20 protein-coding genes and 1 pseudogene are annotated in these 22,654 nt (G+C 57.3%); 12 read left to right on the top strand and 9 right to left on the bottom strand.

Annotated features, from left to right (window positions below; translation table 11 throughout):
* Positions 1-43 precede the first annotated feature (43 nt).
* Together AC3ISI_RS20460 and AC3ISI_RS20455 are read right to left on the bottom strand one after the other, a co-directional pair.
* Positions 44-1,177 carry a catalase family protein gene (locus AC3ISI_RS20460; RefSeq protein WP_489333534.1) on the bottom strand — a complete coding sequence of 378 codons (1,134 nt, stop codon included), beginning with the start codon at positions 1,175-1,177 and terminating at the stop codon, positions 44-46.
* Positions 1,174-2,981, bottom strand: a pseudogene (locus tag AC3ISI_RS20455) (di-heme-cytochrome C peroxidase). Before AC3ISI_RS20455 ends, AC3ISI_RS20460 begins: the two are co-directional and overlap by 4 nt.
* 269 nt (positions 2,982-3,250) lie before the next feature.
* On the opposite strand from AC3ISI_RS20455, the gene bamJ reads away from it, so the two are divergent.
* The 11 genes from bamJ (at position 3,251) to AC3ISI_RS20400 (ending at position 13,149) form a co-directional block, all read left to right on the top strand.
* Positions 3,251-3,964, top strand: a complete 714-nt coding sequence (gene bamJ / locus AC3ISI_RS20450) for a BamJ family beta-barrel-assembly machinery protein (protein ID WP_452627570.1) — start codon at positions 3,251-3,253, stop codon at positions 3,962-3,964.
* Between the two features lie 293 nt (positions 3,965-4,257).
* Positions 4,258-4,722 carry a YkvA family protein gene (locus AC3ISI_RS20445; RefSeq protein ID WP_489333533.1) on the top strand — a complete coding sequence of 155 codons (465 nt, stop codon included), beginning with the start codon at positions 4,258-4,260 and terminating at the stop codon, positions 4,720-4,722.
* A 105-nt stretch (positions 4,723-4,827) separates the two neighbouring features.
* A complete protein-coding gene (locus AC3ISI_RS20440; RefSeq protein ID WP_452627569.1) occupies positions 4,828-5,169 on the top strand; it encodes a helix-turn-helix domain-containing protein in 342 nt (113 codons plus the stop codon).
* Positions 5,166-5,537, top strand: a complete 372-nt coding sequence (locus AC3ISI_RS20435) for a hypothetical protein (protein ID WP_003223109.1) — start codon at positions 5,166-5,168, stop codon at positions 5,535-5,537. The genes AC3ISI_RS20440 and AC3ISI_RS20435 overlap by 4 nt, the downstream gene beginning before the upstream one ends.
* Positions 5,538-5,945: an SEL1-like repeat protein gene (locus AC3ISI_RS20430; RefSeq protein ID WP_489333532.1), complete on the top strand. Its 408-nt coding sequence runs from the start codon at positions 5,538-5,540 to the stop codon at positions 5,943-5,945.
* A gap of 240 nt (positions 5,946-6,185) precedes the next feature.
* A complete protein-coding gene (locus AC3ISI_RS20425; RefSeq protein ID WP_489333531.1) occupies positions 6,186-10,859 on the top strand; it encodes an RHS repeat-associated core domain-containing protein in 4,674 nt (1,557 codons plus the stop codon).
* 6 nt (positions 10,860-10,865) lie between these two features.
* Entirely contained in the window at positions 10,866-11,369 is a 504-nt protein-coding gene (locus tag AC3ISI_RS20420) for a DUF2247 family protein (RefSeq protein WP_489333530.1), read from the top strand.
* A gap of 120 nt (positions 11,370-11,489) precedes the next feature.
* Positions 11,490-11,729 (top strand): hypothetical protein, encoded by a 240-nt coding sequence (locus AC3ISI_RS20415; protein ID WP_489333529.1) that lies wholly within the window; start codon positions 11,490-11,492, stop codon positions 11,727-11,729.
* Positions 11,726-12,043 (top strand): hypothetical protein, encoded by a 318-nt coding sequence (locus AC3ISI_RS20410; RefSeq protein WP_489333528.1) that lies wholly within the window; start codon positions 11,726-11,728, stop codon positions 12,041-12,043. The genes AC3ISI_RS20415 and AC3ISI_RS20410 overlap by 4 nt, the downstream gene beginning before the upstream one ends.
* 67 nt (positions 12,044-12,110) lie before the next feature.
* Positions 12,111-12,488, top strand: coding sequence for a hypothetical protein (locus AC3ISI_RS20405; RefSeq protein ID WP_489333527.1), 378 nt, complete (start codon positions 12,111-12,113; stop codon positions 12,486-12,488).
* Between the two features lie 334 nt (positions 12,489-12,822).
* Positions 12,823-13,149, top strand: a complete 327-nt coding sequence (locus tag AC3ISI_RS20400; RefSeq protein ID WP_489333526.1) for a hypothetical protein — start codon at positions 12,823-12,825, stop codon at positions 13,147-13,149.
* Positions 13,150-13,290: 141 nt separating this feature from the next.
* On the opposite strand, the gene AC3ISI_RS20395 is transcribed toward AC3ISI_RS20400, so the two are convergent.
* Together AC3ISI_RS20395 and AC3ISI_RS20390 are read right to left on the bottom strand one after the other, a co-directional pair.
* On the bottom strand, positions 13,291-15,081 hold the full coding sequence (locus AC3ISI_RS20395) for a bifunctional diguanylate cyclase/phosphodiesterase (protein WP_489333525.1): 1,791 nt from the start codon (positions 15,079-15,081) through the stop codon (positions 13,291-13,293).
* Positions 15,082-15,229: 148 nt separating this feature from the next.
* Positions 15,230-17,311 (bottom strand): carboxy terminal-processing peptidase, encoded by a 2,082-nt coding sequence (locus AC3ISI_RS20390; protein WP_489337759.1) that lies wholly within the window; start codon positions 17,309-17,311, stop codon positions 15,230-15,232.
* A 139-nt stretch (positions 17,312-17,450) separates the two neighbouring features.
* Between AC3ISI_RS20390 and AC3ISI_RS20385 the strand changes: the two genes are divergently transcribed.
* Complete coding sequence (locus tag AC3ISI_RS20385) at positions 17,451-18,413, top strand: zinc-binding dehydrogenase (RefSeq protein ID WP_489333524.1); 963 nt, start codon at positions 17,451-17,453, stop codon at positions 18,411-18,413.
* A gap of 103 nt (positions 18,414-18,516) precedes the next feature.
* Here AC3ISI_RS20385 and AC3ISI_RS20380 read toward each other — a convergent pair whose 3' ends face one another.
* Genes AC3ISI_RS20380 through AC3ISI_RS20360 form a run of 5 tightly spaced genes read right to left on the bottom strand, consistent with a single transcriptional unit; the run spans position 18,517 to position 22,626 of the window.
* Entirely contained in the window at positions 18,517-19,170 is a 654-nt protein-coding gene (locus tag AC3ISI_RS20380; RefSeq protein WP_489333523.1) for an HAD family hydrolase, read from the bottom strand.
* 34 nt (positions 19,171-19,204) lie between these two features.
* The gene (locus AC3ISI_RS20375; protein ID WP_489333522.1) at positions 19,205-20,194 is read right to left on the bottom strand and encodes an ABC transporter ATP-binding protein; all 990 of its coding nucleotides are present in this window, start codon (positions 20,192-20,194) and stop codon (positions 19,205-19,207) included.
* Positions 20,191-20,991 (bottom strand): ABC transporter permease, encoded by an 801-nt coding sequence (locus AC3ISI_RS20370; protein WP_489333521.1) that lies wholly within the window; start codon positions 20,989-20,991, stop codon positions 20,191-20,193. Before AC3ISI_RS20370 ends, AC3ISI_RS20375 begins: the two co-directional genes overlap by 4 nt.
* On the bottom strand, positions 20,978-21,823 hold the full coding sequence (locus AC3ISI_RS20365) for an ABC transporter permease (protein WP_489333520.1): 846 nt from the start codon (positions 21,821-21,823) through the stop codon (positions 20,978-20,980). Before AC3ISI_RS20365 ends, AC3ISI_RS20370 begins: the two co-directional genes overlap by 14 nt.
* Positions 21,820-22,626 (bottom strand): alkaline phosphatase family protein, encoded by an 807-nt coding sequence (locus AC3ISI_RS20360; RefSeq protein ID WP_489333519.1) that lies wholly within the window; start codon positions 22,624-22,626, stop codon positions 21,820-21,822. The genes AC3ISI_RS20365 and AC3ISI_RS20360 overlap by 4 nt, the downstream gene beginning before the upstream one ends.
* Positions 22,627-22,654 lie beyond the last annotated feature (28 nt).

Below are 22,654 nucleotides of genomic sequence, written 5' to 3'. Positions count from 1 at the left end.
CTGAGAGAGCGACCTTCGGGCCGCTTTTTTCGTTTTTGCTGGCTTATTGCTCAGCGTTGCGACTGTGGCGGTAATCACTCACGGATTCATACACCGCTTTGCGCAGTCGGTTGATGCCGCCAATCGGCCGATGAGCCTCAAGACCAAACCATGGGTTGAACGACTGGTTGTCACAATGCAGGTTCAGCGCCGGGGTATCGAAGTCCTGAGCGGGCAGTTTGATCCGCGCGACCGTCTCGAACGGCGCATCGTTTTCGCTCCATTCGATGCTGGCGTCTTCAATGGGCATGTAGTGGCTTGGGTCCTGACGTTGAACTTGCAGGACGAAGCAGGCTGGCACCCGGTCGGTCGACAATTGCTGGTTCAGCGCATTACGCAGGAAGTTTGGCAACTTCTGGTTCTGCGAGGGAAGGGTGTAGGTCGGGCAGCTATCAGGGTCCGGCATCACTCGAAATTTGGCATTGGCCTCACCAAACTTGTAGGGCGAAACCGAAAAATAAGTCGTCTGTGTCGGGCTTTGCGGTGCAGTGGATAGTGTCGCCAGGGCGATAAACAGATGGCGAACCTGCCAGGTGCGCGGGTCCCAGCCAGGAAAAAACGCCGTCAGCTTCTTGCCGTCAGCCTGCGCCGCCACATTCTGACGATATTCGGCGACATCGCTGACGAAGAAATTCGGGTGGCTGAACATCACAAAGTCCTGTTCACCGCGGTGCTGTTGATCGGCGAGCAGCTGCTTGCCGCGCACATCGTGCAATTTGATCGCCATGCCCCGGGCGTCGCGGATGCTGTCGAACTGCGGATACGCGTTGCCATTGGACAGGCGCATTGTCGCTTGCCAGGTTTTGCCGGGTTCACCGAACACGCCTTGGCGCAGTACTTCTGAAAGGTCCGGCAGCACCTGAACCTCGGCTTTCACGCAGCCATGGGCCTTGGCGTGGGCGTCGCGCAGGTAGCGGGTGTTTTCACGGTGTTGATCGACGATGCGCACCGCTGTTTGAATGACGTCCTGGGTCATAGCGGCTTCGCCGTCCGGTATCAGTTCTTGCACCGAAACCGGTCCGCTGTGCTGCCAGGCAAACCACGCCGTGAACAACACCCAGCCAAGGACTCCAAGGCCAAGTAACCACAGAAGGAACTTGCCGAGAAACGCGCCAAAGCGCATCCAGAGTGTACTCATGGCAATTGTGACTCCAAGGGGCCACCCAATACTTTCAGGTATTCAAGCAGCGCCCAGCGCTCCTGCGGTTGCAACAAGCGGCCAATCACGCCATTGCCGCGCTTTCCGGCACGGAACTCGTGGCCACTGTTGTGATTACCGGTGATACGCGTGTCGAACACGAAGCCATTGGTGAAGGCCTCGGTGCGATAGCCAAGATGTTGGGGATCGTACTCGAACGTACCTTTATAGAAGGTCGTTGCGCGTTCATCTTGAGGTGAGAGCAACTGATAAATGCTCGGTACCGAACCGTTGTGCAGAAACGGCGCCGTGGCCCAGACGCCTGCCAATGGTCTTGCCTTATAGGCGCGCAGCTCACGTACGCCAATCGGCAGGCCGAAGCCATTCATGGCGGGTTGTTCGGCGGCAGGAATGTTTGCGTCGCGGTAAGCGCGTTTCCGACGAAAGCAGTGATGTAGGCCAGCCCCTTGGCCGATGACAGCTGGCTCAGATCCAGCGGTTCAGTGGGCGTCGGCTGCAAGTGCACATCCAGCTGCTTGAGTTCCGCCAAGTCCCATTGCAAGGCGGAGAGGTCGAAACGATGATCGGCAATGTTGTTGGCAGCCCCCGGGTCTGTGCCAATGAAATCCACGGGCAGCATTTTGAGATGTTGCACCCAGCGCCCGTCACTTTCGACTACGCGCGGGGAATGGCAGCCGGCGCAGTTTTCGCTGAACAACTCGCGACCTTTGACCGCCAACGGCTTGTCGACAGTGCCGAGTAACTCTTCAGGCCAGGCGGGTGGTTTGAGCTTTTGCAGGCTTTCTTCGATCTGGTGCAGGTCGCGTATCCGGACACTCGACGGATAGCGCTTATCACCTTTGAGCGGTTGGCCGCTGTCGTCGAAGAAACTCAGCGTGGCACCCACACCCAAGGATTCGCCGATGTTGCGGGCCATGGGTTGTTGCGCCGATCCGTTCCACTGCACCCAGTCGAACGTCCACATGTCCCACAGTTGCGGATAATCCACCGGGGCATTGGCCACGCGGTAGTTGTCGGCTGAAATCGCATCGCCGAACGTGGCGTTGGCGATGCGCCCGAAGGCATCGGTACGGCCCGGTCCTTCCTCGGTGGGGTAGAGTCCGCGGTGGGTATCGTTCCAGGCTACTTTCAAGAAGGTATCAAGAGACGCTTTCAGGTCTTTGCGCAATTGTGGGTGCCGGGTGTCGTAGTCCTCGGCCAGCACGTTGCGAGCGAAGCGTTCAAATTTCCAGGGGTTCAGGTAAGTCGAGGTCAGACTGGCGACCAGCGCTTGTCCGAAACTGCCTCCTTTCAACGTAGGAACACTGGAAGGCAAAACATGTTGCGCCGAGCCGCCGTCAATGCGGATCGCCTGGCCATTGAAGCGCAACTCACCGGTGTGGCAAGCGGCGCAGGTGATGTCCAGAAACACGTCCTGACTGCCTGGGTTTTGGTGACGGGCAAAGCCTACGGGCAAATTGCCTGGATTGTTTGGCGTGGCTTTCTGGCCGGGGTCGATCAGGAAGCCAAAGCGAGCGAGGTAGTCGGGCGAAGCGAATCGTTGCTGGGAGAAGGGCAGTTCCAGGGCCGTGAACCAGTCGTAGCGCAAGCCTTTGACCTGAGTGCCTTGGGGGGTGAAGTAGTAAGTCTGGCGGTCTTCAGCGCTCCACTGCTCCAGGTAATGCACCTGCTGCGCGGGCGACCAGGTTGGTAATTTCGGGTTGGCAACGTAGTACAGAGCCACGGCCAGGCCCAGTCCAAAGAGTAAAGCGACCAGCATCAGCAGGCGGAATAAGAGGCGCACGATAAACTTCCTTGTTAATTTTTAGCTCTTTTATGCCTTGGCGTATGGGGTGCGGCAAGAGGCCATTACGCCAGATGCTGTGGGATCCGGGATCAGCTGTTGCAGGTGCAAGATGACAGAAGCTTCATGCGGCCAAGGCTGAAATGCGCTAAAACACCTGAACTTATCAGAAAAATCCTGCTCTCATGCCGGTAGCCATTGGTCGTGGCCGCCTGATAAGCTCGCGGCTTTACTCGATTGCCCTTTAGGCGCATGAACAAGGAAATAGCATGAAACAGCATCGGTTGGCGGCGGCGGTGGCCCTGGTTAGCTTGGTACTCGCGGGTTGTGATTCGCAGACCAGCGTAGAGCTGAAAACTCCGGCGCAAAAAGCTTCCTACGGTATTGGCCTGAACATGGGCAAAAGCCTGGCTCAGGAAGGCATGGATGACCTGGATTCCAAAGCCGTAGCCCAGGGCATCGAAGATGCCGTCGGCAAGAAAGAGCAGAAGCTCAAAGACGAGGAGCTGGTCGAAGCCTTCGCCGCCCTGCAAAAGCGTGCTGAAGAGCGTATGGCCAAGATGAGCGAAGAGTCGGCAGCTGCCGGCAAGAAGTTCCTCGAAGACAACGCCAAGAAAGCCGGCGTAGTGACCACCGCTTCGGGCTTGCAATACGAAGTGGAAAAGAAAGCCGATGGCCCACAGCCTAAGCCGACTGACGTAGTGACTGTTCACTACACCGGCAAGCTGACCAATGGTACCGTTTTCGACAGCTCCGTCGAGCGCGGCAGCCCGATCGATCTGCCTGTCAGCGGTGTGATTCCGGGTTGGGTCGAAGGCCTGCAACTGATGCACGTGGGTGAGAAGTACAAACTGTACATCCCTAGCGAGCTGGCTTACGGCGCCCAAAGCCCTAGCCCGGCGATTCCAGCCAACTCGGTGCTGGTATTCGACCTGGAACTGCTGGCGATCAAAGATCCAGCCAAAGAAGACGCCGCCAAGTAATCTGCGTCCGCTTTGACAACAACGCCTCGCTTATGCGGGGCGTTGTTGCATCTGGCATTCAGTGACGGTAAACAAAGCGAACGGTTGCTGTACGCTGGAGTCATAGCCATTGAGGACGCCCGTGCTAGCCGCGCGGGCGTCCCAAGTCAATGAAATCTTGGGTTTTTTTATGTGAGTAAAAAACGCCCGATCTGAGCTGGCCCCTTATGAAACGGGGCTTTCAGCCGTGAAAAACAGCTCTGTTCACAAGGTTATCCACAATTTGTGTGGATAACATTTCAGTGGGAGGAATGATGAAAGCACCCTGGAATTTCGCTCGATTCTTGCCACTCGCCGGGCGCCTGCTAGCGCGCGGGCGCTTGCCAACACTTCTATTCGCGGTCGCCAGTAAAGGTGCGAGTCAGGGGAGTCGTTTGGGCAAGGTTAAAGATGATCTGCGCTTGTTGCAGGCACTATGTCTGGCTTATTGGCGTGGGGAGTACCGTGCCATCAGCCCGAAGGCGCTGATTTCGGTAGTTGCAGGCCTGATGTACTTCCTCAGCCCGGTGGATGCCATTCCGGATTTCATCCCCGTGTTTGGCATGCTCGACGACATCGCTGTGTTGGCCTGGCTGATGAAAGTGCTCGACGACGAACTCAATGCTTTCCGTGCCTGGCGTAAACGTCAGGTGCCGGAGAAGCTGGCGGTGGTCGAGCGCCTGCCCGATACACCGGAACAACTTCGGCTTCAGGGCCCGAAAAAGAACCGGGCCGAGTGAGAATTCCGTTTATTCATACCCCCCGCGCGACCTTGGCCGCTGTTAGGATTACACTTCTAGGGAAAAGCGCCGACTCGCAAAGTGTCGTTGTCCTACGGGGAAGTCATGGATATTCAGATAATCACACGCGAAGGCGAGCCCGAGTATGCAGTTTTACCGTGGGCTCAGTATCAAGCTCTATTGAAAGCAGCAGGCATTAACGAGCAACCGGCGCCCGACGCGCCAGTGCGTCACGCGCCACCACCAGACCAGATTCTTCCGGGTCTGGATCAACTACGCAGTTTGCGCGAAGGGAAGGGCATCGCCATTGAGGCGCTGGCCCGCACGGTAGGCATCAGCCCGTCTTATCTGGCCTTGATTGAAAGTGGCGAGCGTCAACCCGACGCTGCGATTCGCCGCAGCCTGGCCTGGGAATTGACGGTGCCAGGGTGGAGGGATGAATCGTGAGCGTACGCATCAGTCGTCAACATTGGGACGGGTTGTTGGGCGAACTGGACCAGGCGCGCCGCCAGCGCCATCTTTTGACGTATCGCGCGTTGCTGGAGCGATTGCAATTACCCACGCCCGCCATGCAAACATTAACGGCCGCTCTTGAGCATCTGGCCGCCTTGGATGCCAAGGCCGAACAGCCACTGCGCAGCTCGCTGGTAATCAGCCAGGGCGCCAGCCGCCTGCCGCGCACTGGCTTCTTCGAGTGTGTCGAGCGTCTGGGCCGTTTCTCCGGGCCATCCGACGGTGTCGCCGCCGCATCCTGGCACGCTTCGGAAGTGGTGCGAGTGTTTGAATATGAATATCCCGAATCGGCAGAGGCCTGAGTGTTTTTAAAGCTCAAGGCCCGCGCCGGTTACTGGCTGGCCCGCCGGTTGTTTCATTGGTCATGGTTTGTGCGCCAACCGCGGGGCTGGAGTTGGCTTGAAGGCCAGTTCGCCCGCATGGCGAACCTGGGTGACGTTGGCGCTCAAAGCTTCTATGGCCACATCCTGACCTTTCGCGGTGTCGGCCTTGGGGCTCGCGAAGAGGGCGTGCGATTACTGCGCCTGGCGGCGCTGGCGGGCGATGGCAAAGCGGCGTATCAGGTGGGGGTGATTAGCCTGGCGGGTACGCCGAGCAAGGCGCCGGATCCGGTCGAGGCGGCGCGCTGGTGGGGCATGGCCGCCAAGGCCGGGCATCCATTGGCTGAGCTCAAGCTGAAAGAGTTGGCGTCTCGCGGCCCTACGCAGTAACCCCAAAATTTGTCTGATAGAGGAACGTGGTGTGAGGGAAACCTCACGCCACGTTTGCGTTTTGGCCTGTCTGTTGTTTGTTGAGGCGTTTTTAAGGACTTTCCCTACAGTCATCGCCTACTTCTCTGACTTCTTTCCTGACTGATCCCCTGCAAAGTCTCGCGCGCCCCATTTTCTGCGCGAGGGATTGCTCATGTTCGACCCGATGTTCCACTCCGCTTCCTGCCGTTCGGTGCGTTGATGACCCACATCGCCCGCATCGAGCAGGAACTCGACAGCATTCCGCACACCCTTTCTCTCTACCGCGAACAGCTAAAACACTGGTTTAGCCGGGCGACAGACCAGGCCAGTCGTGCGGCTGATGTGCCGTCGCTGATGGGCATGGAGCGGCTGATAAAACTCGGTAACACGACGACTGCGGTGAGCAGTGGCGACGATGATTTTTTATCCAGTGTTGCGCAGTGTCCGGACGGCGGGATGCTGGAGATCGAGAGCAAGTTTGAATCGGTCTATGACATTCCGTTGGGGAATATTTCGGTTGATGTGATTGCCATGGATGGCGGCGAGAGCAAGTCGGTCACGCTCGATGAAAACGGTAAAGGGCAGTTCGTAGGGATACCCGGCAAGTTCTATCGAGTTCATGTTCAGAGCGAAGTAACCCCGAAGCAAATTGAGGCGCTTTTTTCCTCCTATGACGGCCTGACCAAGGAACTGGACGGCTGGCTGCGCGGTGAGTGGGCAGGGTTTAAACCGCAGTGGTCGCAGTCGACCTTTACGGCCGCCGGTAACGGAATGCTCGCGGGAAGTTGGAAGGCGATTGTAGGGGTGTGGGACAGCATCAGCCTGTTCTCGGACATCCTTCAGGATCCCCGCAAGTTCGCTGAACGGTTGGGCAGTGGTGCTGGCGAGCTGGAAAAGCTGGCAGAAAAATTTCCGGCCACGATGGCAAAAGTCCAGCTGCTGGTCAGTGACGAAGCGGCGCTGTGTTTACTGCTACGCACCGCCAGCCTCTGGCTGGACATGCTGCCACCGAGCGAGATCGCCGGTAAAACGGCCGAAGCGGTTTCAACGGCAGTAGTGCAGCTGCTCATCGACATTCTGATCGGGATTGTCCTGACCTTCGCCGGTGCGGGGGCGGGCATTGCCTACCTGGGGATGCGTCTTGCGAACTACGGTGCCCGGATCGTCGACGCGGTTCTGGGTTTCGTCAAAGCGAGCTTCACGATCATCAACGGCTTCATTTCTTACGTCGACCGCTACAAAACGGTCGCTGCCCGCGGCGTCGCGGCCGGCCTGAAAAAAGGCCGCTTGCAACTGCGCTGGGATGCCAAACGCAACACCACGCTCAAGCAAAACGAACATCACGACAACGTCCCGGATCAAGCGAAAAACCCCAACGGCGACAGCGCCGATTCCGCCAACAAAACCGCCACCAATAAATGCCCGGTGTCGATGGTCACCGGCGAAGAACTGCTGACCCTCACCGACGGTTCGCTGGACGGCGTCCTGCCGTTCGACTTCACCCGGCTCTATCGCACCAGCGCCGCCGAGATCGACTGCGGCCTCGGTTTTGGCTGGAGCCATTCGCTCTCCCATCGACTGGAAGTCGACGGCGACCGCGTCATCTGGATCGACCACGAAAACCGCCGCACCACCTTCCCGTTGCCGTCCGCTGAACGCCCGGCGATCCATAACAGCCTGTCGCGCGCCGCGATTTATCTCGGGGCTGAACCCGAAGAACTGATCCTCGCCCAGGCCGGCGACGACACGCGGTTTTATCACTTTCACCACGGTCGACTGACGGCGATCAGCGACGCCTACGACAACCGCCTGCGCATCACCCGCGACCGCCAAGAGCGCATCCAGCGCCTCGACAACGGCGCCGGCCGCGCCTTGCGCTTGCGCTATGAACGCAGCCATGTGGTCGCCATCGACTATCAGCTGTTTATCCCGGCGCCGACCCTCGATGCGTGCTGGAAAACTGAGCAAACCCTGGTCAGTTACGCCTACGACGAACGTGCGCAACTGATCGAAGCGAGCAACGCCGCCGGCGAAAGCGAACGCTACGACTACGACGACCAACACGTCATCCTCCAGCGGCAACTGGCCGGTGGGGCGAGTTTTTTCTGGGCGTGGGAAAGGTCCGGCAAAGCGGCGCGCTGCATCCGCCACTGGGCGTCATTCGCGCAGATGGATGCGCGCTATGTGTGGGATGACGCCGGCAGCGTCACCGTGCACAACCTCGACGGCAGCGAAGAGGTTTACGTCCACGACGAGCGCGCGCGGCTGGTGCGCAAGGTCGAACTGGACGGTGGCGAACAGCTCAAGGCCTACGACGAAGACGGCCGGCTGGTGGCCGAGCAGGACCCGCTCGGCGCCGTCACCGAATACCGCTATGACGAAGTCGGACGCCTGGTGGCGCTGATTCCGCCGGCAGACGAGCCGACGGCCTACGAGTACCGCAACGGTTTCCTGCACGCCCGTTATCGCGGCAAAGCGGTGTGGACCTGGCAGCGCAATGCCCAGGGGGATGTCACGGAAGCGACCGATCCCGATGGCCAGATCACCCATTACCACTACGACGCCAAAGGTCAGCTGCTGTCGATCCGTTATCCGGACACCAGCCGGCATGTGTTCGTCTGGAACGGTTTGGGGCAACTGGTCGAGGAAACGCTGCCGGACGGCGGGCAGCGGCGCTTTTCCTACGACACCTTGGGGCGGCAGCTTACCCGTCAGGACGAACATGGCGCGGTCACCCAGTCGCAATGGGACGCCGTTGGCCGACTGATCCAGACGATTCTTCCTACCGGCGCCAGTCGTGCCTACAGCTACAACGCCTACGGCAAAATCACCGCCGAACGCGACGAACTCGGCCGCGTCACGCGCTACGACTACCTCGACGACCTGCACCTGGTCAGCCGCCGCCTCAATGCCGACGGCACCCAGTTGAAGTACCGCTACGACAACGCGGCGCTGTTGCTGACGGAAATCGAAAACGAATCCGGCGAGCAATATCAGCTGGACTACACGCCGGGCGGCTTGATCCGACAGGAAACCGGCTTCGACGGCCAACGCACGGCGTACGCCTACGACCTCAAGGGTCAACTGCTGGAGAAAACCGAATTCGGCGCTGACGGCTCGCAGCTGATCACCGCTTACGAGCGTGATGCGGCAGGGCGTTTGCTGGTCAAGACGCTGCCCGACGGCCTCCAGGTTAAATACCGCTACGACAGCCTCGGTCGGCTGATCGGCGTCGACGACGGCCACGACCATCCGCTGGAATTCGAGTACGACCCACAAGACCGCCTGATCACCGAACATCAGGGCTGGGGCACGCTGCGTTATGGCTACGACGCCTGCGGCCAACTCAAGCGCCTGCGCCTGCCGGACGGCAGCAAACTCGATTACCACCACGCCAAGGGCGGCGCGCTCACCGCCATCGACCTCAACGGCGCGCGGCTCACCGGCCACCAATTTACCTTCGGTCGTGAACAGCAACGCCAACAAGGCCAGTTGCTCAGCGACTATGCCTACGACGTTCAGGGCCGCCTGCAGGCTCAAGCCGTCAGCCAACCGCAACAACCGCTGTACCGCCGCGACTATGCCTACAGCGCCAACGGCAATCTCGACCGCATCGCCGACACCCGTCACGGCCAGCGCAACTACACCTACGACCCGCTCAACCGCCTGACCCGCGTCCGCCACAGCCGCGACGACCCACCGGAAAGCTTCGCCCACGACCCGGCCGGTAACCTGCTGATGCAGGACCGCCCCGGTGCCGCAACAGTCAAAGGTAACCGCCTGCTCCTACAAGGCGACCGCCACTACGACTACGACGCCTTCGGCAACCTGATCCGCGAACGTCGTGGCACCGCACAAAAACTCGTCACCGACTACCGCTACGACTGCCAACACCGCTTGATCGGCGTCACCACCCCGGACGGTCGCAGCGCCAGCTACCGCTACGACGCCTTCGGCCGCCGCATCGCCAAAACCGTCGACGGCCACACCACCGATTTTTTTTGGCAAGGCGACAACCTCGTCGCCGAAAGCGGCCGCGAACACTACCGCAGCTACGTCTACGAACCCGGCAGCTTCCGCCCGCTGGCCATGCTCGACGGCAAAGGCCCGCGCAAGGCCTGCCCGTTTTACTACCAACTCGACCACCTCGGCACGCCGCAGGAACTGACCGATTTTGGGGGCGAGGTTGTCTGGTCGGCGCAGTACAACGCTTACGGCAAGGTCACGCACCTGACGCTGGGCGGGGGCGAGCAGCTTGAGCAGCCGTTGCGGTTTCAAGGGCAGTATTTCGATGCCGAGAGCGGTCTGCACTACAACCGGCATCGGTACTATGATCCGCAGGTTGGTCGGTATCTGACGCCGGACCCGATCAAGTTGGCGGGTGGGCTGAACCAGTACCAGTACACGCCGAATCCGACGGGGTGGGTTGATCCGTTGGGGTTGAGCGGGAACTGTCCGCAGTCGGGTAAGCCTGGGTGTGGGGCGCCGGATGATACGACTGGCACTAGGGTTGATGAGGGAACGCCAACACTTCCAGAGCCCAGGGATAACTCAGCTCATAATGTGGCTCTTTTTGAGAGACAACGCGCGGGCTATGCAGCACAAGAAATAAATGCTGCTCAACCAGTAGGAAGCGCTCTGAAAGAAGATCCAATGCACAGAGCCCCTAGCTACGTTGTTGATCAGATACCTGCTCAGGGGAGGGTCTTTTCACTAAAGGGCGGTGATGGATCAAATAATACGCTCACACAGTTGGTAGGGGTGGTGAATAATAAAAGTGGTATTTATGAATGGATTGTAAATTTAAAGCTAGAGTTAACTCATCAGAGATTTATTCCGGATGGAAAAGTAACTGGAACACCAAATCAGACTCCATCCAGACTACCTAAGTAGATGCTAATGAAAAAACTATTACTCGACGGCCAATACATACACAACAAAACCCCGTGGCTAAACTGGGCTGAACTTCTCTATGGGTTCGAGCACGGATTTATAGATGAAAAAGGAGTTTCGGAATACGCATGCGAAGCCTTAACTACTGAATCCTCACAAGAAGCTATTGAGCTGGCCTCATTGCTACTTGAAGAAAAATATTTGGTAAGCATCCTACTTGAATCACTGGTAAACAAAGAGCCGTCACCCAAAACGGAAGAACCTCCAAAGCCTTGGATTTTTTTATTGCTCTCGTTTCTATTTGAGCATCAAGATGAGTATGAAGATCCACTTGAAATAGTGGGGGAGCTGTACGCAGACTTCGATTATCCAGCAGAGATCTCCTCTATGATTAGGTATATGCCTCCTTCTGAAGGGCTAGAAGGATCTGAAGAGCAACTATTTGAAAATTGGAAAGAAGTTATTCTCACTTACAAAGCTTTTTTTGAACAACAAAATAGATTCACCTAGCAATGATAAATATAGAAAATGTAAATAAATCTGCCCCGTTATTTTGAAGGTCCAAACGAGCTTACGGAAGTATTAGGAGTCCAGCCCAAAATTTCACAGACTCAACATGGAAGTCAAAGAATGGCGTGGCTACCTAACGCGGATACTATTATTAGATTTGAAAGTCATCCGGGAGATGCTGGGCCATTTAATGCGAGGCATCATGGTGAGCACTATCATTTGGAGCTCAAACCTAATTATTTAAGTTGGAGTCAGGCGGATAAAAAGAAGGCTGTTGTCAAAGTCAAGCCTGACGGCTATCAACTCGGTCACGGAACTGGCTTTGTTGCCGGTGAGAAACATCCAGGTATTTCAAAATGACAGAATTTCCAGTTTCAGACGGCACTATTGAAAAAATAACGTGTGAGCACGAGCTCGTTTTTGTAGAGTTTCTAGATTGGCAGGAAAAACGATGGATCATTACCTTTGAAAATGTTTTAGGTATGAAATCTGTTGGGGCAATCGGCGCGGAGATTTCAGAGATGTTTGTGATGGATGTGACGTCGTTGTCGCAGGAGTTGCTTTTGATTGACTCTTCGGAAGTCGGGCTAAACTACTGCTTCACTTGTGCTCGCGAGTGCAACATTGTTTTGACAATAGTGGCTAGCGGATACACTGTTGAAAAGTGTGATTGAAAAATAAATAAATCTGTTTCGCTTTTGATAAGGGGTAATGTTCGCGATAAAGTAGTGAGGCCAGCGAATGACTAAAAGATATGAAGCTGTAGTGCTGGCAGTAGGCCCAGTGGTTGAAGACGAGGTCTTGTTGCTCGTTAAAGGCTTGGAAGTTAAATGCTTTGCAAGCTACTGCCCATCGAAAATTGAAGTGGGAGAAGCCTATGAAGTGGAGTTCGATTTGGTGCTTGCCGATAATGATGTAGTTGCTGCGGCAGAGGAACCAATCACTACACTGATAGAAATGAAAGATGACGGATTTTCATGCGCGCTTTATGGGTATTTAGATGGGGGCGTGTTCCGATCTTTTGTTGATTTTCCGGATCAGGAAATTCACTACGACTATCCTCGTCTGAACGGGCGATTCGTAAAAATTCAGGTAGATCGGATAGACGTATCTTTCTGACGGAAATTGCGAAATTTCCGGGCGGCCTCATCGGAAATTTCCTTCAACTCCTGGCGGTTTCCATGAACTGGTGCAGGTCCGATCTCATCGATAGTCTTTCACCTGTCGCTGCAAACTCAGTGACAGGGCGTGGAAGCCCTTCTATCGTTAGGCGCATCAAGCGCCACCAGTTCGGCGTTTTTTATCGTCTGTGTTTTATGGTGGCTGTGCGCGGGGCGCTTTCGAGTGCGCCGGGTGCCTAACGTCCCGGTCTTCCACACCTGCGTACAGCCGCCACCTATTTGCGTGGAAGTGATTTCTGGCGGCTTCAATCCATACGTTAGGATTCAAATCGATGAAAACCCTTCACCCCGATCCACCCTACGAAAAACCAATCCCCCACCCCGACAACCGCTTCATGGCCCTCACCAGCAACTGCACTGACATGCCCACGCTGTTCGTCGATACCCACGCGCCGCTCGATGTTTTGTATGACGCTGCCAGCTACCGAATTCGTGCCGTGACACAGGTGCTGGAGAACATGTCGATACGCGGTTCAGTCGAGTGCGAATCCTTTATCCTCAGCGACTTTGCCTTGCTCTGTGCCATTCCATTGCGCGATGGCTGTGACGTGCTGGATGTGGTGGGGCGGCGGTTGCGGGCTCGATCTTCTGAGGTTTAGAAATTGAGGATCAGGCTCAACATTTGGGCTGCCTGATCGGGCCTCTTCGCGGGCAAGCCCGCTCCTACATTTAGCCGAGTATTTCCAGAAGTAAGTGGTCAATGTAATTGGATGGACTCGCCCACGAAGGCGTCAGACCATTCAGCGATGCCCTTCAAGCAATAAATCTTCTCTTTCAGGTACCACCAAACTATCAATCACATGCACGCTATACCCCGACACATTCTTGGCGTGATGTTTGGCCTGCGATGCCATCTCTGCCAACTGGCTGGCATCGAGTTGCCCACAGGCCTGTGGATGCAAATGCACCACGCCGATGGACAATGACAACAACGCAAACTCCTGCCGCACACCTTGCCGGTTCGGGGCGATGAAGCAGCCGGCTTCCAGGTGTTCGCTGCGGTAGAAGCGTCGGCATTGGCTGTGGAAGTCGTCCAGCAACTGGTTCAAGCGTTTGCGCCAGTCTTCCGGGCCGAGCACCAGCAGGAAGTCGTCACCGCCAATATGGCCGACGAAATCGCGGGAAGGGTCGACCCGATCATTCAGGCATTGCGCCAGGCACAACAGGACTTCGTCTCCACGACCGTAGCCGTAGAGATCGTTGAAAGGTTTGAAGCTGTCGATGTCGACGTAGCAGATTACCGACTCCCGTTCCTGTTTCAGCAACCGCGTCAGGCATTGCTGGATCGGTACGTTGCCAGGCAAGAGGGTCAGTGGGTTGGCGTAGCGGGCTTGCTGGATTTTCAGTTCGGTAATCAGCTTGAGAACATCAATGACCCGACCCAATCCCAAATAGCTTCCATTGAGGGTGATGATGAAGTCTTCTTCAATGCGTTGGCGCGCGCGGCTGGTGATCAGGCGGCTGACCTGTTGCAGCGACTGGCTGATTTCCACGGCGAGAAAGTCGTCGTTCATCAAACGGCTGATCGGCTTGCGGGCGAACAGGTCGGTAGCAAACGGCTTGAGCAGGGCGTCTGAGAGCGAATGTCGGTGAACGATGCCGCAGGGCTGGCTTTGTTCGTCGAGCACAGCCATAGAGTTCAGGTTGGCCTGACGGCGGAATGCTTCCAGCACAGTGGCAGTGGGTGTGTCGCGTTTCACGGCCGGTTGATCGTTGAGCAGGGGACTGAGGTCGCAGCCTTCGTCATTCAGTGCCACGGCGCTGTTGTCGTGTTTGGGCAACAGGTGGCGAGCATCCCGGGGCGGATGTTCCTGAGGGCGGCACAGCAGATAGCCCTGGACTAGATCAACGCCCATCTCGGTCAGTACCGCGAGCTCTTCCTGCAATTCGATGCCTTCGGCAATCACTTGAGCCCGCGAGGCGTTGGCGATTTGCAGGATCGAACCGACAAACTCGCGTTTGAGCGCGTCTTGGTGAATGCCGTCGATGAAGTGTCGATCGATCTTCACGTAATCCGGGCGCAGCTCGGACCACAATCTCAAGCTTGAATACCCTGCACCCAAGTCATCCAGCGCAATGGAAAACCCCATTGCCCGATAGTGATGCAGCGCGTTTTGCAGCAACTGGAAATCGTCGGTCGGGGTCTGTTCGGTGAGTTCGATTACCACCTGGCTCGGCGGAATGCCGAAATCCTGCAGCAGTTGCAGGGTGCGGCCCGGCTGATGAGCCGCTTCGAGAAGCGATTCCGGGGAGACGTTGAGGAAGAGTTTGCCCGGCAATTGCTGTTCGTTGAAACATCGGCAAGCGCTTTCGCGGCAAGCAATTTCCAGCTCGCTCAAGCGACCGGCCTGGCGGGCAACGGAGAACAATGCGATAGGGGAGTGCAGCGGACTGTTTGACGGGCCGCGGGTGAGGGCTTCATAGCCGACAATGCGTCGCTCGGAGAGGGAAATGATCGGTTGGAACAGGCTGTGTAAACCGCTTTGAGCCAGTATGGAACTCAAGGCACTCAGCTGTTCTGTCGTGGTCATGGCAATCTCTGGGCGATAAAAAAGGACTGGGAGCAGACTCTTGTTAAAGAGGTGCTCCCAGTCCCTTATTTCACGACAGAACGATGACTGTTTGATGACGCTCCGGAGAGCGTCAGCATTAAATTGCCATCATCTTGCCTGTAACAACTTAGTGCTTGGCGACTGCGCTGTTGAGTTTCAGGTAGTCCAGCAGAATCCGACCGGCCTCGCTCAGGTAGGCGTCGTCTTCTGGCTTGGTCTTGTCCGGCTCGGCCGCAATGGCGTCTTCGTCTTCTTTCTTCAGCTCTTTGAGCGGCTCTTCGCCCTTGGCCTTGCGACGGATATTCTCCATGACCAGCTGCTTGGCTTCGATGTCGGTGTGCTGCGCCCGACGTTCGACTTCGTTGAGGCTGACGGTTTTTTCTTCCATCAGCTTCTGCGCCAGCGCCAGCTTGTCGCGGATAAACACGAACTCCGCGTCCTTGGCCGAGCGTGCGTCATGCTCGGACTTGAGCTGCGCGATGTACGGTTTGAACGGATCAACCGAAGGCTTGATGGCCGGCTTGATGGTGTCCCACGGCATGGCTTCCGGCAGGGCGCTTTCGCCGATTTCCTTGGTGTCGATGATCGACGGGTAATCGATGTCTGGCAGTACGCCCTGATGCTGGGTGCTCTGGCCGGAAACCCGGTAGAACTTGGCCAGGGTCAGTTTCAATTCGCCATGATTCAGCGGTTGAATGGTCTGCACGGTGCCTTTACCAAAGGTCTGGCCGCCGATGATCAACGCGCGGTGGTAATCCTGCATCGCGCCGGCAAAAATCTCCGAAGCCGAAGCGGACAAGCGGTTGACCAGCAACGCCATCGGGCCTTTGTAGAAGGCGCCCGGGTTTTCATCTTCCAGTACATCGACCCGGCCATCGGCGTTACGCACCAGGACCGTAGGACCTTTATCGATGAACAGACTGGTCAGCTCGGTGGCTTCCTGCAAGGAACCGCCGCCGTTGTTGCGCAGGTCGATGACCACGCCGTCGACCTTGTCTTTCTGCAATTCGGTCAGCAGTTTCTTGACGTCGCGGGTGGTGCTCTTGTAGTCCGGATCGCCGGCACGGAAAGCCTTGAAGTCGAGGTAGAAGGCCGGAATCTCGATGACGCCGAGCTTGTAGTCCTTGCCATCCTGTTTCAGGTTTAGGACTGACTTCTTCACCGCCTGATCTTCAAGCTTCACCGCTTCGCGGGTGATCGGCACGATTTTGCTGGTCTGGTCGTTCGGAGCATTGCTGGCCGGAATGACTTCCAGGCGCACGATGGTGCCTTTCGGACCGCGGATCAGTTTGACCACTTCGTCCAGGCGCCAGCCGACCACGTCGACCATCTCTTTGTTGCCTTGGGCGACGCCAATGATCTTGTCGGCAGGGGCAACCATTTTGGTTTTGTCGGCCGGGCCGGCAGGCACTAGACGCACGACTTTTACCTGGTCGTTGTCGCTCTGCAACACGGCGCCGATGCCCTCCAGGGACAGGCTCATGTTGATGTCGAAGTTTTCCGCGTTATCCGGCGACAGATAGTTGGTGTGCGGGTCGTAAGACATGGCGAAGGTATTGATGTAAGCCTGGAAGATGTCTTCCGCACGGGTCTGGTCCAGGCGCGCCAGCTGGTTCTTGTAGCGCTTGATCAGGGTTTCCTGAATCTGCTTGGAATCCTTGCCCGCGATCTTCTGCCGCAGCACCTCGTCCTTGACGCGTTTGCGCCACAGGTCATCGAGTTCAGCGGTGGACTTGAGCCAAGGCGCGTCCTTGCGGTCGATCAGCAAGGTTTCCTTGGTGGTGAAGTCGATCTTGTCGACGCCTTTGTTCAACTCGGCAAGGGCGAAGTCCAGACGCGCCTTGACGCGGTCCAGGTAGCGCTTGTAGATGGTGAACCCGGCGTTCAAGTCACCGCTTTTGAGGAAGTCGTCAAACTGGGTTTTCCATTTGTCGAATTCCGCAATGTCGCTGGCCAGGAAGTAGCTGCGCGACGGGTCCAACAGCTTGAGGTAGCTGTCGTAGATGATCACGGAGCGCGCGTCATCGAGCGGCGGCTTGCTGTAGTGATGGCGCTTGAGCAATTCGACGACGTTCAGACTGGCGATTACTTCGTCACGATCAGGCTGAAGCTTGTCCCAGCTATTGGCTGCAAACGTATTGGTCGATAGCGGCAACAGGCCGATACCGATGAAGAGGGCAAGGGCAGTGCCAGGGAAAAAATGCTTCATGCTGATTCGACGCGGGGACAATTGATCACGCATATTAGGCCGTCTTTGAAGTCGCCGGATCCACAAGAACCGGTCGCATAATGCAAGAAAGCCCGACGCTAAAGCTACGGGCTCAGTCCAGACTCACTATGGAGGCACTGTGAAAGCATTGCAAGGCGTTGAAGGTCAAGTGGAGTGGCTTGAAGAGCCCAGTCCTACATGTGATGTAGGACAAGTTCGTATCCGAGTGGCGGCTGCGGGACTCAATCGTGCCGATTTGTTACAGAAAGCGGGCCTCTATCCACCCCCGCCGGGAGCCAGTCAAGTACTGGGTCTTGAGTGTTCAGGGGTGATCAGCGAGGTAGGCGCGGGGTCTTCCTGGCAGGTCGGTGATCGAGTTTGCGCCTTGCTGGCCGGGGGTGGGATGGCCGAAGAGGTAGTTGTCGACGGACGGCATGTGTTGCCGGTTCCCGACGGTCTGTCTTTGGTCGAAGCGGCCGCGTTGCCCGAAGTGTATGCGACCGTCTGGCTGAATCTGTTTCAGCTCGCGGCGCTCAAGCCGGGTGAGAAGGTTCTTCTGCACGCTGGAGCAAGTGGAATTGGTTCAGCTGCCATTCAGCTCTGCAAGGCGTTTGGTAACCCGTGCTGGGTCAGCGTCGGGTCCGTCGAGCGTTTGGCTTACTGTGAGGCACTGGGGGCGCAGGGTGGGGTGGTACGCAAGGGGGACCTGGACAGTTTGAATGATCTGGGGCCGTTTGATGTGATCCTTGACCCGGTAGGCGGTAACTATGCCGCGCTGAATCTGAAGCTGCTGGCTCGTGATGGCCGTTGGGTGCTGATCGGCCTGATGGGTGGCCGTGATGCGCAGATGGACCTGGCGCAAGTGCTGGCCAAGCGCGTGCAACTGCTGGGCTCGACCTTGCGCAGCCGCGACGAGCAGTTCAAGGCGGATTTGTTCAGTGATCTAAGCCAGCATGTCTGGCCGTTGTTTGCCGAAGGACGCTTGAGTCCGCAACTGGCCAAGACGTTCCCGATCAAGGATGCCGAAGCGGCGTTTGCGGAGTTGGCGAGCAATACCGTGGCGGGGAAATTGGTATTGGTGATCGACGAAAGCCTGAGCTAATTCCTGTGGGAGAGCGGCTTGCCCGCGATTCAGGCGACGCGGTGTCTCTGTCAGACCGCGTTATCGTTCATCGCGGGCAAGCCACGCTCCCACAGGTTCTCCATTACTTCCAGAGGTGGATCGGCCAGCCGGCTTTTTCGGCGTGCTCAAGCAGCACCGGATCCGGATTCACCACATGTGGGAAATCAACCTTCAGAAGCAGCGGTAAATCGTTGCGTGAGTCGGAATAAAAGCTCGCGCCTTCGAGGTTTTCCTCTTCCGCATCCAGCCACTCCAACAGACGGGTGATCTTGCCTTCGCGGTAGGTCAGGGTGCCAACGGTGTGGCCGCTGTATACCCCGTGCGCGACTTCAAGTTCTATGCCCAAAATCTCGTCGATGCCCAGGCGTTCGGCAATCGGTCGCACCAGGTGCGTGCCAGACGCCGAGATCACCAGAATCCGGTCGCCCGCCTTGCGGTGGGCGGCGATGGCTTTGGTGGCGTCGCTGAAGATGATCGGCTCGATGAAGTCTTCAACCCATGGTCCGACCAGGTGATCGACCTCTTCAGGCGTCCTGCCGATCATCGGCTCGAGGCTGAACTCCATGTACTCTTCCATGCGCAACTTGCCGTGGCTGTAAGCGTCCATCAGCTCATTGTTCTGCCGCATGAATGACTCAGGATCGACCCAGCCCAGGCGGCCCATTTGCTCGCTCCAGAGGGTGGCGCAGTCGCCGTGGATCAGCGTTTCATCCAGATCAAAAATTGCCAGGGCCATCAGTGTGGTTCTCTCTTCAACATCAGCAAAGGCATCAGGCTACCTCACAGAGGGCCGTTGGATCGATGGAAAGCGCCAGACGCTGACCATCGGGATGCAGGTCGGCCGCCGAGCGGTTCAGCACATCCACCACCAGTTCCACGCCGCGGGCTTCGACCCGATAACGAATCACGTTGCCGAGTAAGCTGTGACTGCGCACCTGGGCGTCCAGTTGGCCGTTCAGGCTCAGCTCGATGGCTTCCGGGCGAATCGCAATGCGGTGGCTGATCGGTCGCTGCAGCAGCTTGGAAGCGCTGTCGGCGTCCAGCAGGTTGTAGTTGCCGATGAACCCGGCAGCGAACACATCCACCGGCGCGGTGTACAGGGTTTCGGCGTCACCGCTTTGTACGATCTTTCCTTGATTCATCAGGAAGATCCGGTCAGACATGGTCAGCGCTTCTTCCTGATCGTGTGTGACGAAAATCGTGGTCAAGCCCAGTTCGCGCTGGATCTGACGGATTTGTTCGCGCAAGTGCTTGCGAATCCGTGCGTCGAGGGCCGACAACGGTTCATCCAGCAGCAACAGCCGTGGTCGCGTGACCAGCGAGCGGGCGAGGGCAACGCGCTGGCACTGGCCGCCGGACAATTGATGGGGAAAACGCGCGGCGAAGTCGTTCAGCTCCACCAGTTTGAGCACTTCGTCAACGCGTCTTTGGCTGTCGTCGGCGTTGACCTTTTGCATCCGCAGGCCGAAAGCGATGTTTTGTTCCACGCTCATGTTCGGGAACAATGCATAACTCTGAAAGACCATGCCGATCCCGCGTTTCTGCGGGCTCAATGGCACGAGGTCCTGACCCTCCAGCAGAATCTTGCCGCCGTCGACCGACGTCAGGCCGGCGATGCAGCGCAACAGCGTGGATTTGCCGCAACCTGACGGACCGAGCAGGGTGACGAATTCACCTTTCTGGATTTCGCAGTTGATGTCGCTGAATACCGTCGTACCTGCGTAATTTTTCTGCAGATGTTGGACGCTGACATAGCTCATTCGCTTTTGTCCTTGTTCAATATATTGGCCACCCAGGTCAGAACCAGCACGAAGAAGAAATAGGAAATCACCAGCGCACTGGTGAAGTGGCCGCTGCTGTTACGCATGTTATTAAGGTAGACCTGCAGGGTTTCGTAGCGGGTGCCGACGAGGATGTTGGCGAACACGAACTCACCGAACAGGAACGAGAACGACAGCAGCAACGCCACCATCAAACCCTTGCGCAGGTTCGGCAGCACCACCAGAAATGCCGCTTGCCAAGTGCTGGCGCCCAGCAGCTGTGCGGCGTCCATCAGGTCGCGCAGGTTGATCGCTTGCAGGTTGTTGGTGATCGCCCGGTACATGAACGGCAGCGCAATGGTGAAATAGCAGCCAATCAGAATCCACGGCGTGCCGACCATCGCGAACGGTCCGGAACCGTAGAGCTGCAACAACCCCACCGACGACACCACCGGCGGCACCGCGAAGGGCAGCAGGATCAGAATGTTCATCAGCGCATCGAGTTTCGGGAAGTGGTAATGCACCACAAACAGCAACGGCAGAATCAGCACCACCGACAAAATCAACGAGCCGACGCAGACCAGCAGCGACTGACCGAACGCACTGAGAAAGCGTGGGTCACTCCACAGCTGGATGTACCACTTGAAGGTAAAACCGCTGGGCAGTACGGTCGCTGACCAGCTGCTGGCGATCGAGTAGATCAGCGTCCCGAACAGTGGCAACAACAGAATGGCAAACAGCAGATACACCACCACGCGGTGGTAGACACCGACAGGGCCCAGTTCAGCGCGAGACATGGTAGCTCCTCTTCAACAGCAGCTGATGCACGAGGGTCACCAGGGTCATCAATGCCACCAACACCACTGCCAGGGCACTGGCGAGGTTCGGGTCCAGAGAAATATCGCCGGACACCATCGCCGCAATGCGGATTGTCATCACGTTGAAGTTGCCGGTGGTCAACGCATACACCGTCGCGTAAGCGCCGAGGGCGTTGGCCAGCAGGATCACGAACGTACCGAGCAACGCCGGCGTCAGCACTGGCAAACCGATATGCCGCCAGAACTGCCAGCCGTTGGCGCCGAGCAATTCGGCAGACTCGCGCCAGTCTTCTCGCAAAGCATCGAAAGCCGGGTAGAGCAGCAACACGCCGAGCGGAATCTGGAAGTAGGTGTAGAGAATGATCAGTCCGGTTTTCGAGTACAGGTTGAAGTCCTGAATGATCCCGGCCTGCTTGAGCATGATGGTGAAGCTGCCGTTGAAGCCCAGCAGGATAATGAACGCGAAGGCCAGGGGCACACCGGCGAAGTTGCTGGTCATGTTGGCGAAGGCGTTGACGAAATTGCGCAGTTTCGAGTCGACCCGGCGCAGGGAATAGGCGCCAAGCACCGCGATAATGATCCCGAATACGCTGGACCAGAAACTGATCTCAAGGCTGTACTGGATCGCCTGCAAGTAGAACTTTGAATTGAAGATCTTGGTGAAGTTGGCCAGTCCCCAGCCGAATTCTTCCGATTGCAGGCTATTGATCATCACCCAGACCAGCGGGGCAATTTCAAACACGATAAAAAACAGGGCGAAGGGCACAAGGCACAAGGCTGCCAACCACTTGCCACGGGTATTGGCATTCACTTGAGCAGCTCCCTGCACACCGGTTTGTCGTGGGCCACGCCCAGCAGTTCGCAGACCGTGCCGCAGATTTCAGTTTGTTTCGGTGCGGCGCCGGGGTTGAAACTGAACGCGTCACCGAGAACAAACAACGGCACTTCGCGTTCTTCCGGCAACAGGCCGTTGTGGGAACGGTCGTTGTTCATGCCGTGGTCGGCGGTCACCAGCACTTGATAGCCGGCTTCGAGCCACGTGCGCAGGTAGTCGGCCAGGATAATGTCGGCCGTGCGGGCGCTGTTGCGGTATTGCGGGGTGTCGAGGCCGTGTTTGTGCCCGGCATCGTCGATGTTCATTGGGTGGATCAATAGAAAATTCGGCGCATGCCGCAGGCGCAGACTTTCGGCGTCGGCGAACAGGTGTGAATCCGGGTAGTGATCGTTCCAGTAGAAGTGACCGTGCTGGATCGGCAGGGCTTCGTCGTGGGTGTGGCGATCCCGAGCGGCAACAAACGGCGAACGGTTATACAGCTCGCTGACCCAGTGATACGCGGCTGCGGCGGTTTTCAGGCCGGCGTCCGTAGCGTAGTGATAGATGCTGCGCTGGTTGGACAGACGCGAGACGTTGTTATGAACGATGCCGCTTTCAATGGGCGGGACGCCGGTGAGAATGCACTCGTAGAGTGGGCGGGACAGTGACGGCAATTCGCACTCCAGTTTGTAGAGCGCGGCGCGCCCTGCGCCAACATAGGCCTGCAAGTGCCCCATGGTGTGGCGCGCGACTTCGTAATTGAGGCCGTCGAGCACGACAAGGATGACGTTGTGCTTCATTGGGGCAAACTCCGCGAGACAGGATGTC

Source organism: Pseudomonas sp. GL_139_B, assembly GCF_057834475.1.
This window is presented reverse-complemented; position numbering and strand designations above follow the sequence as displayed.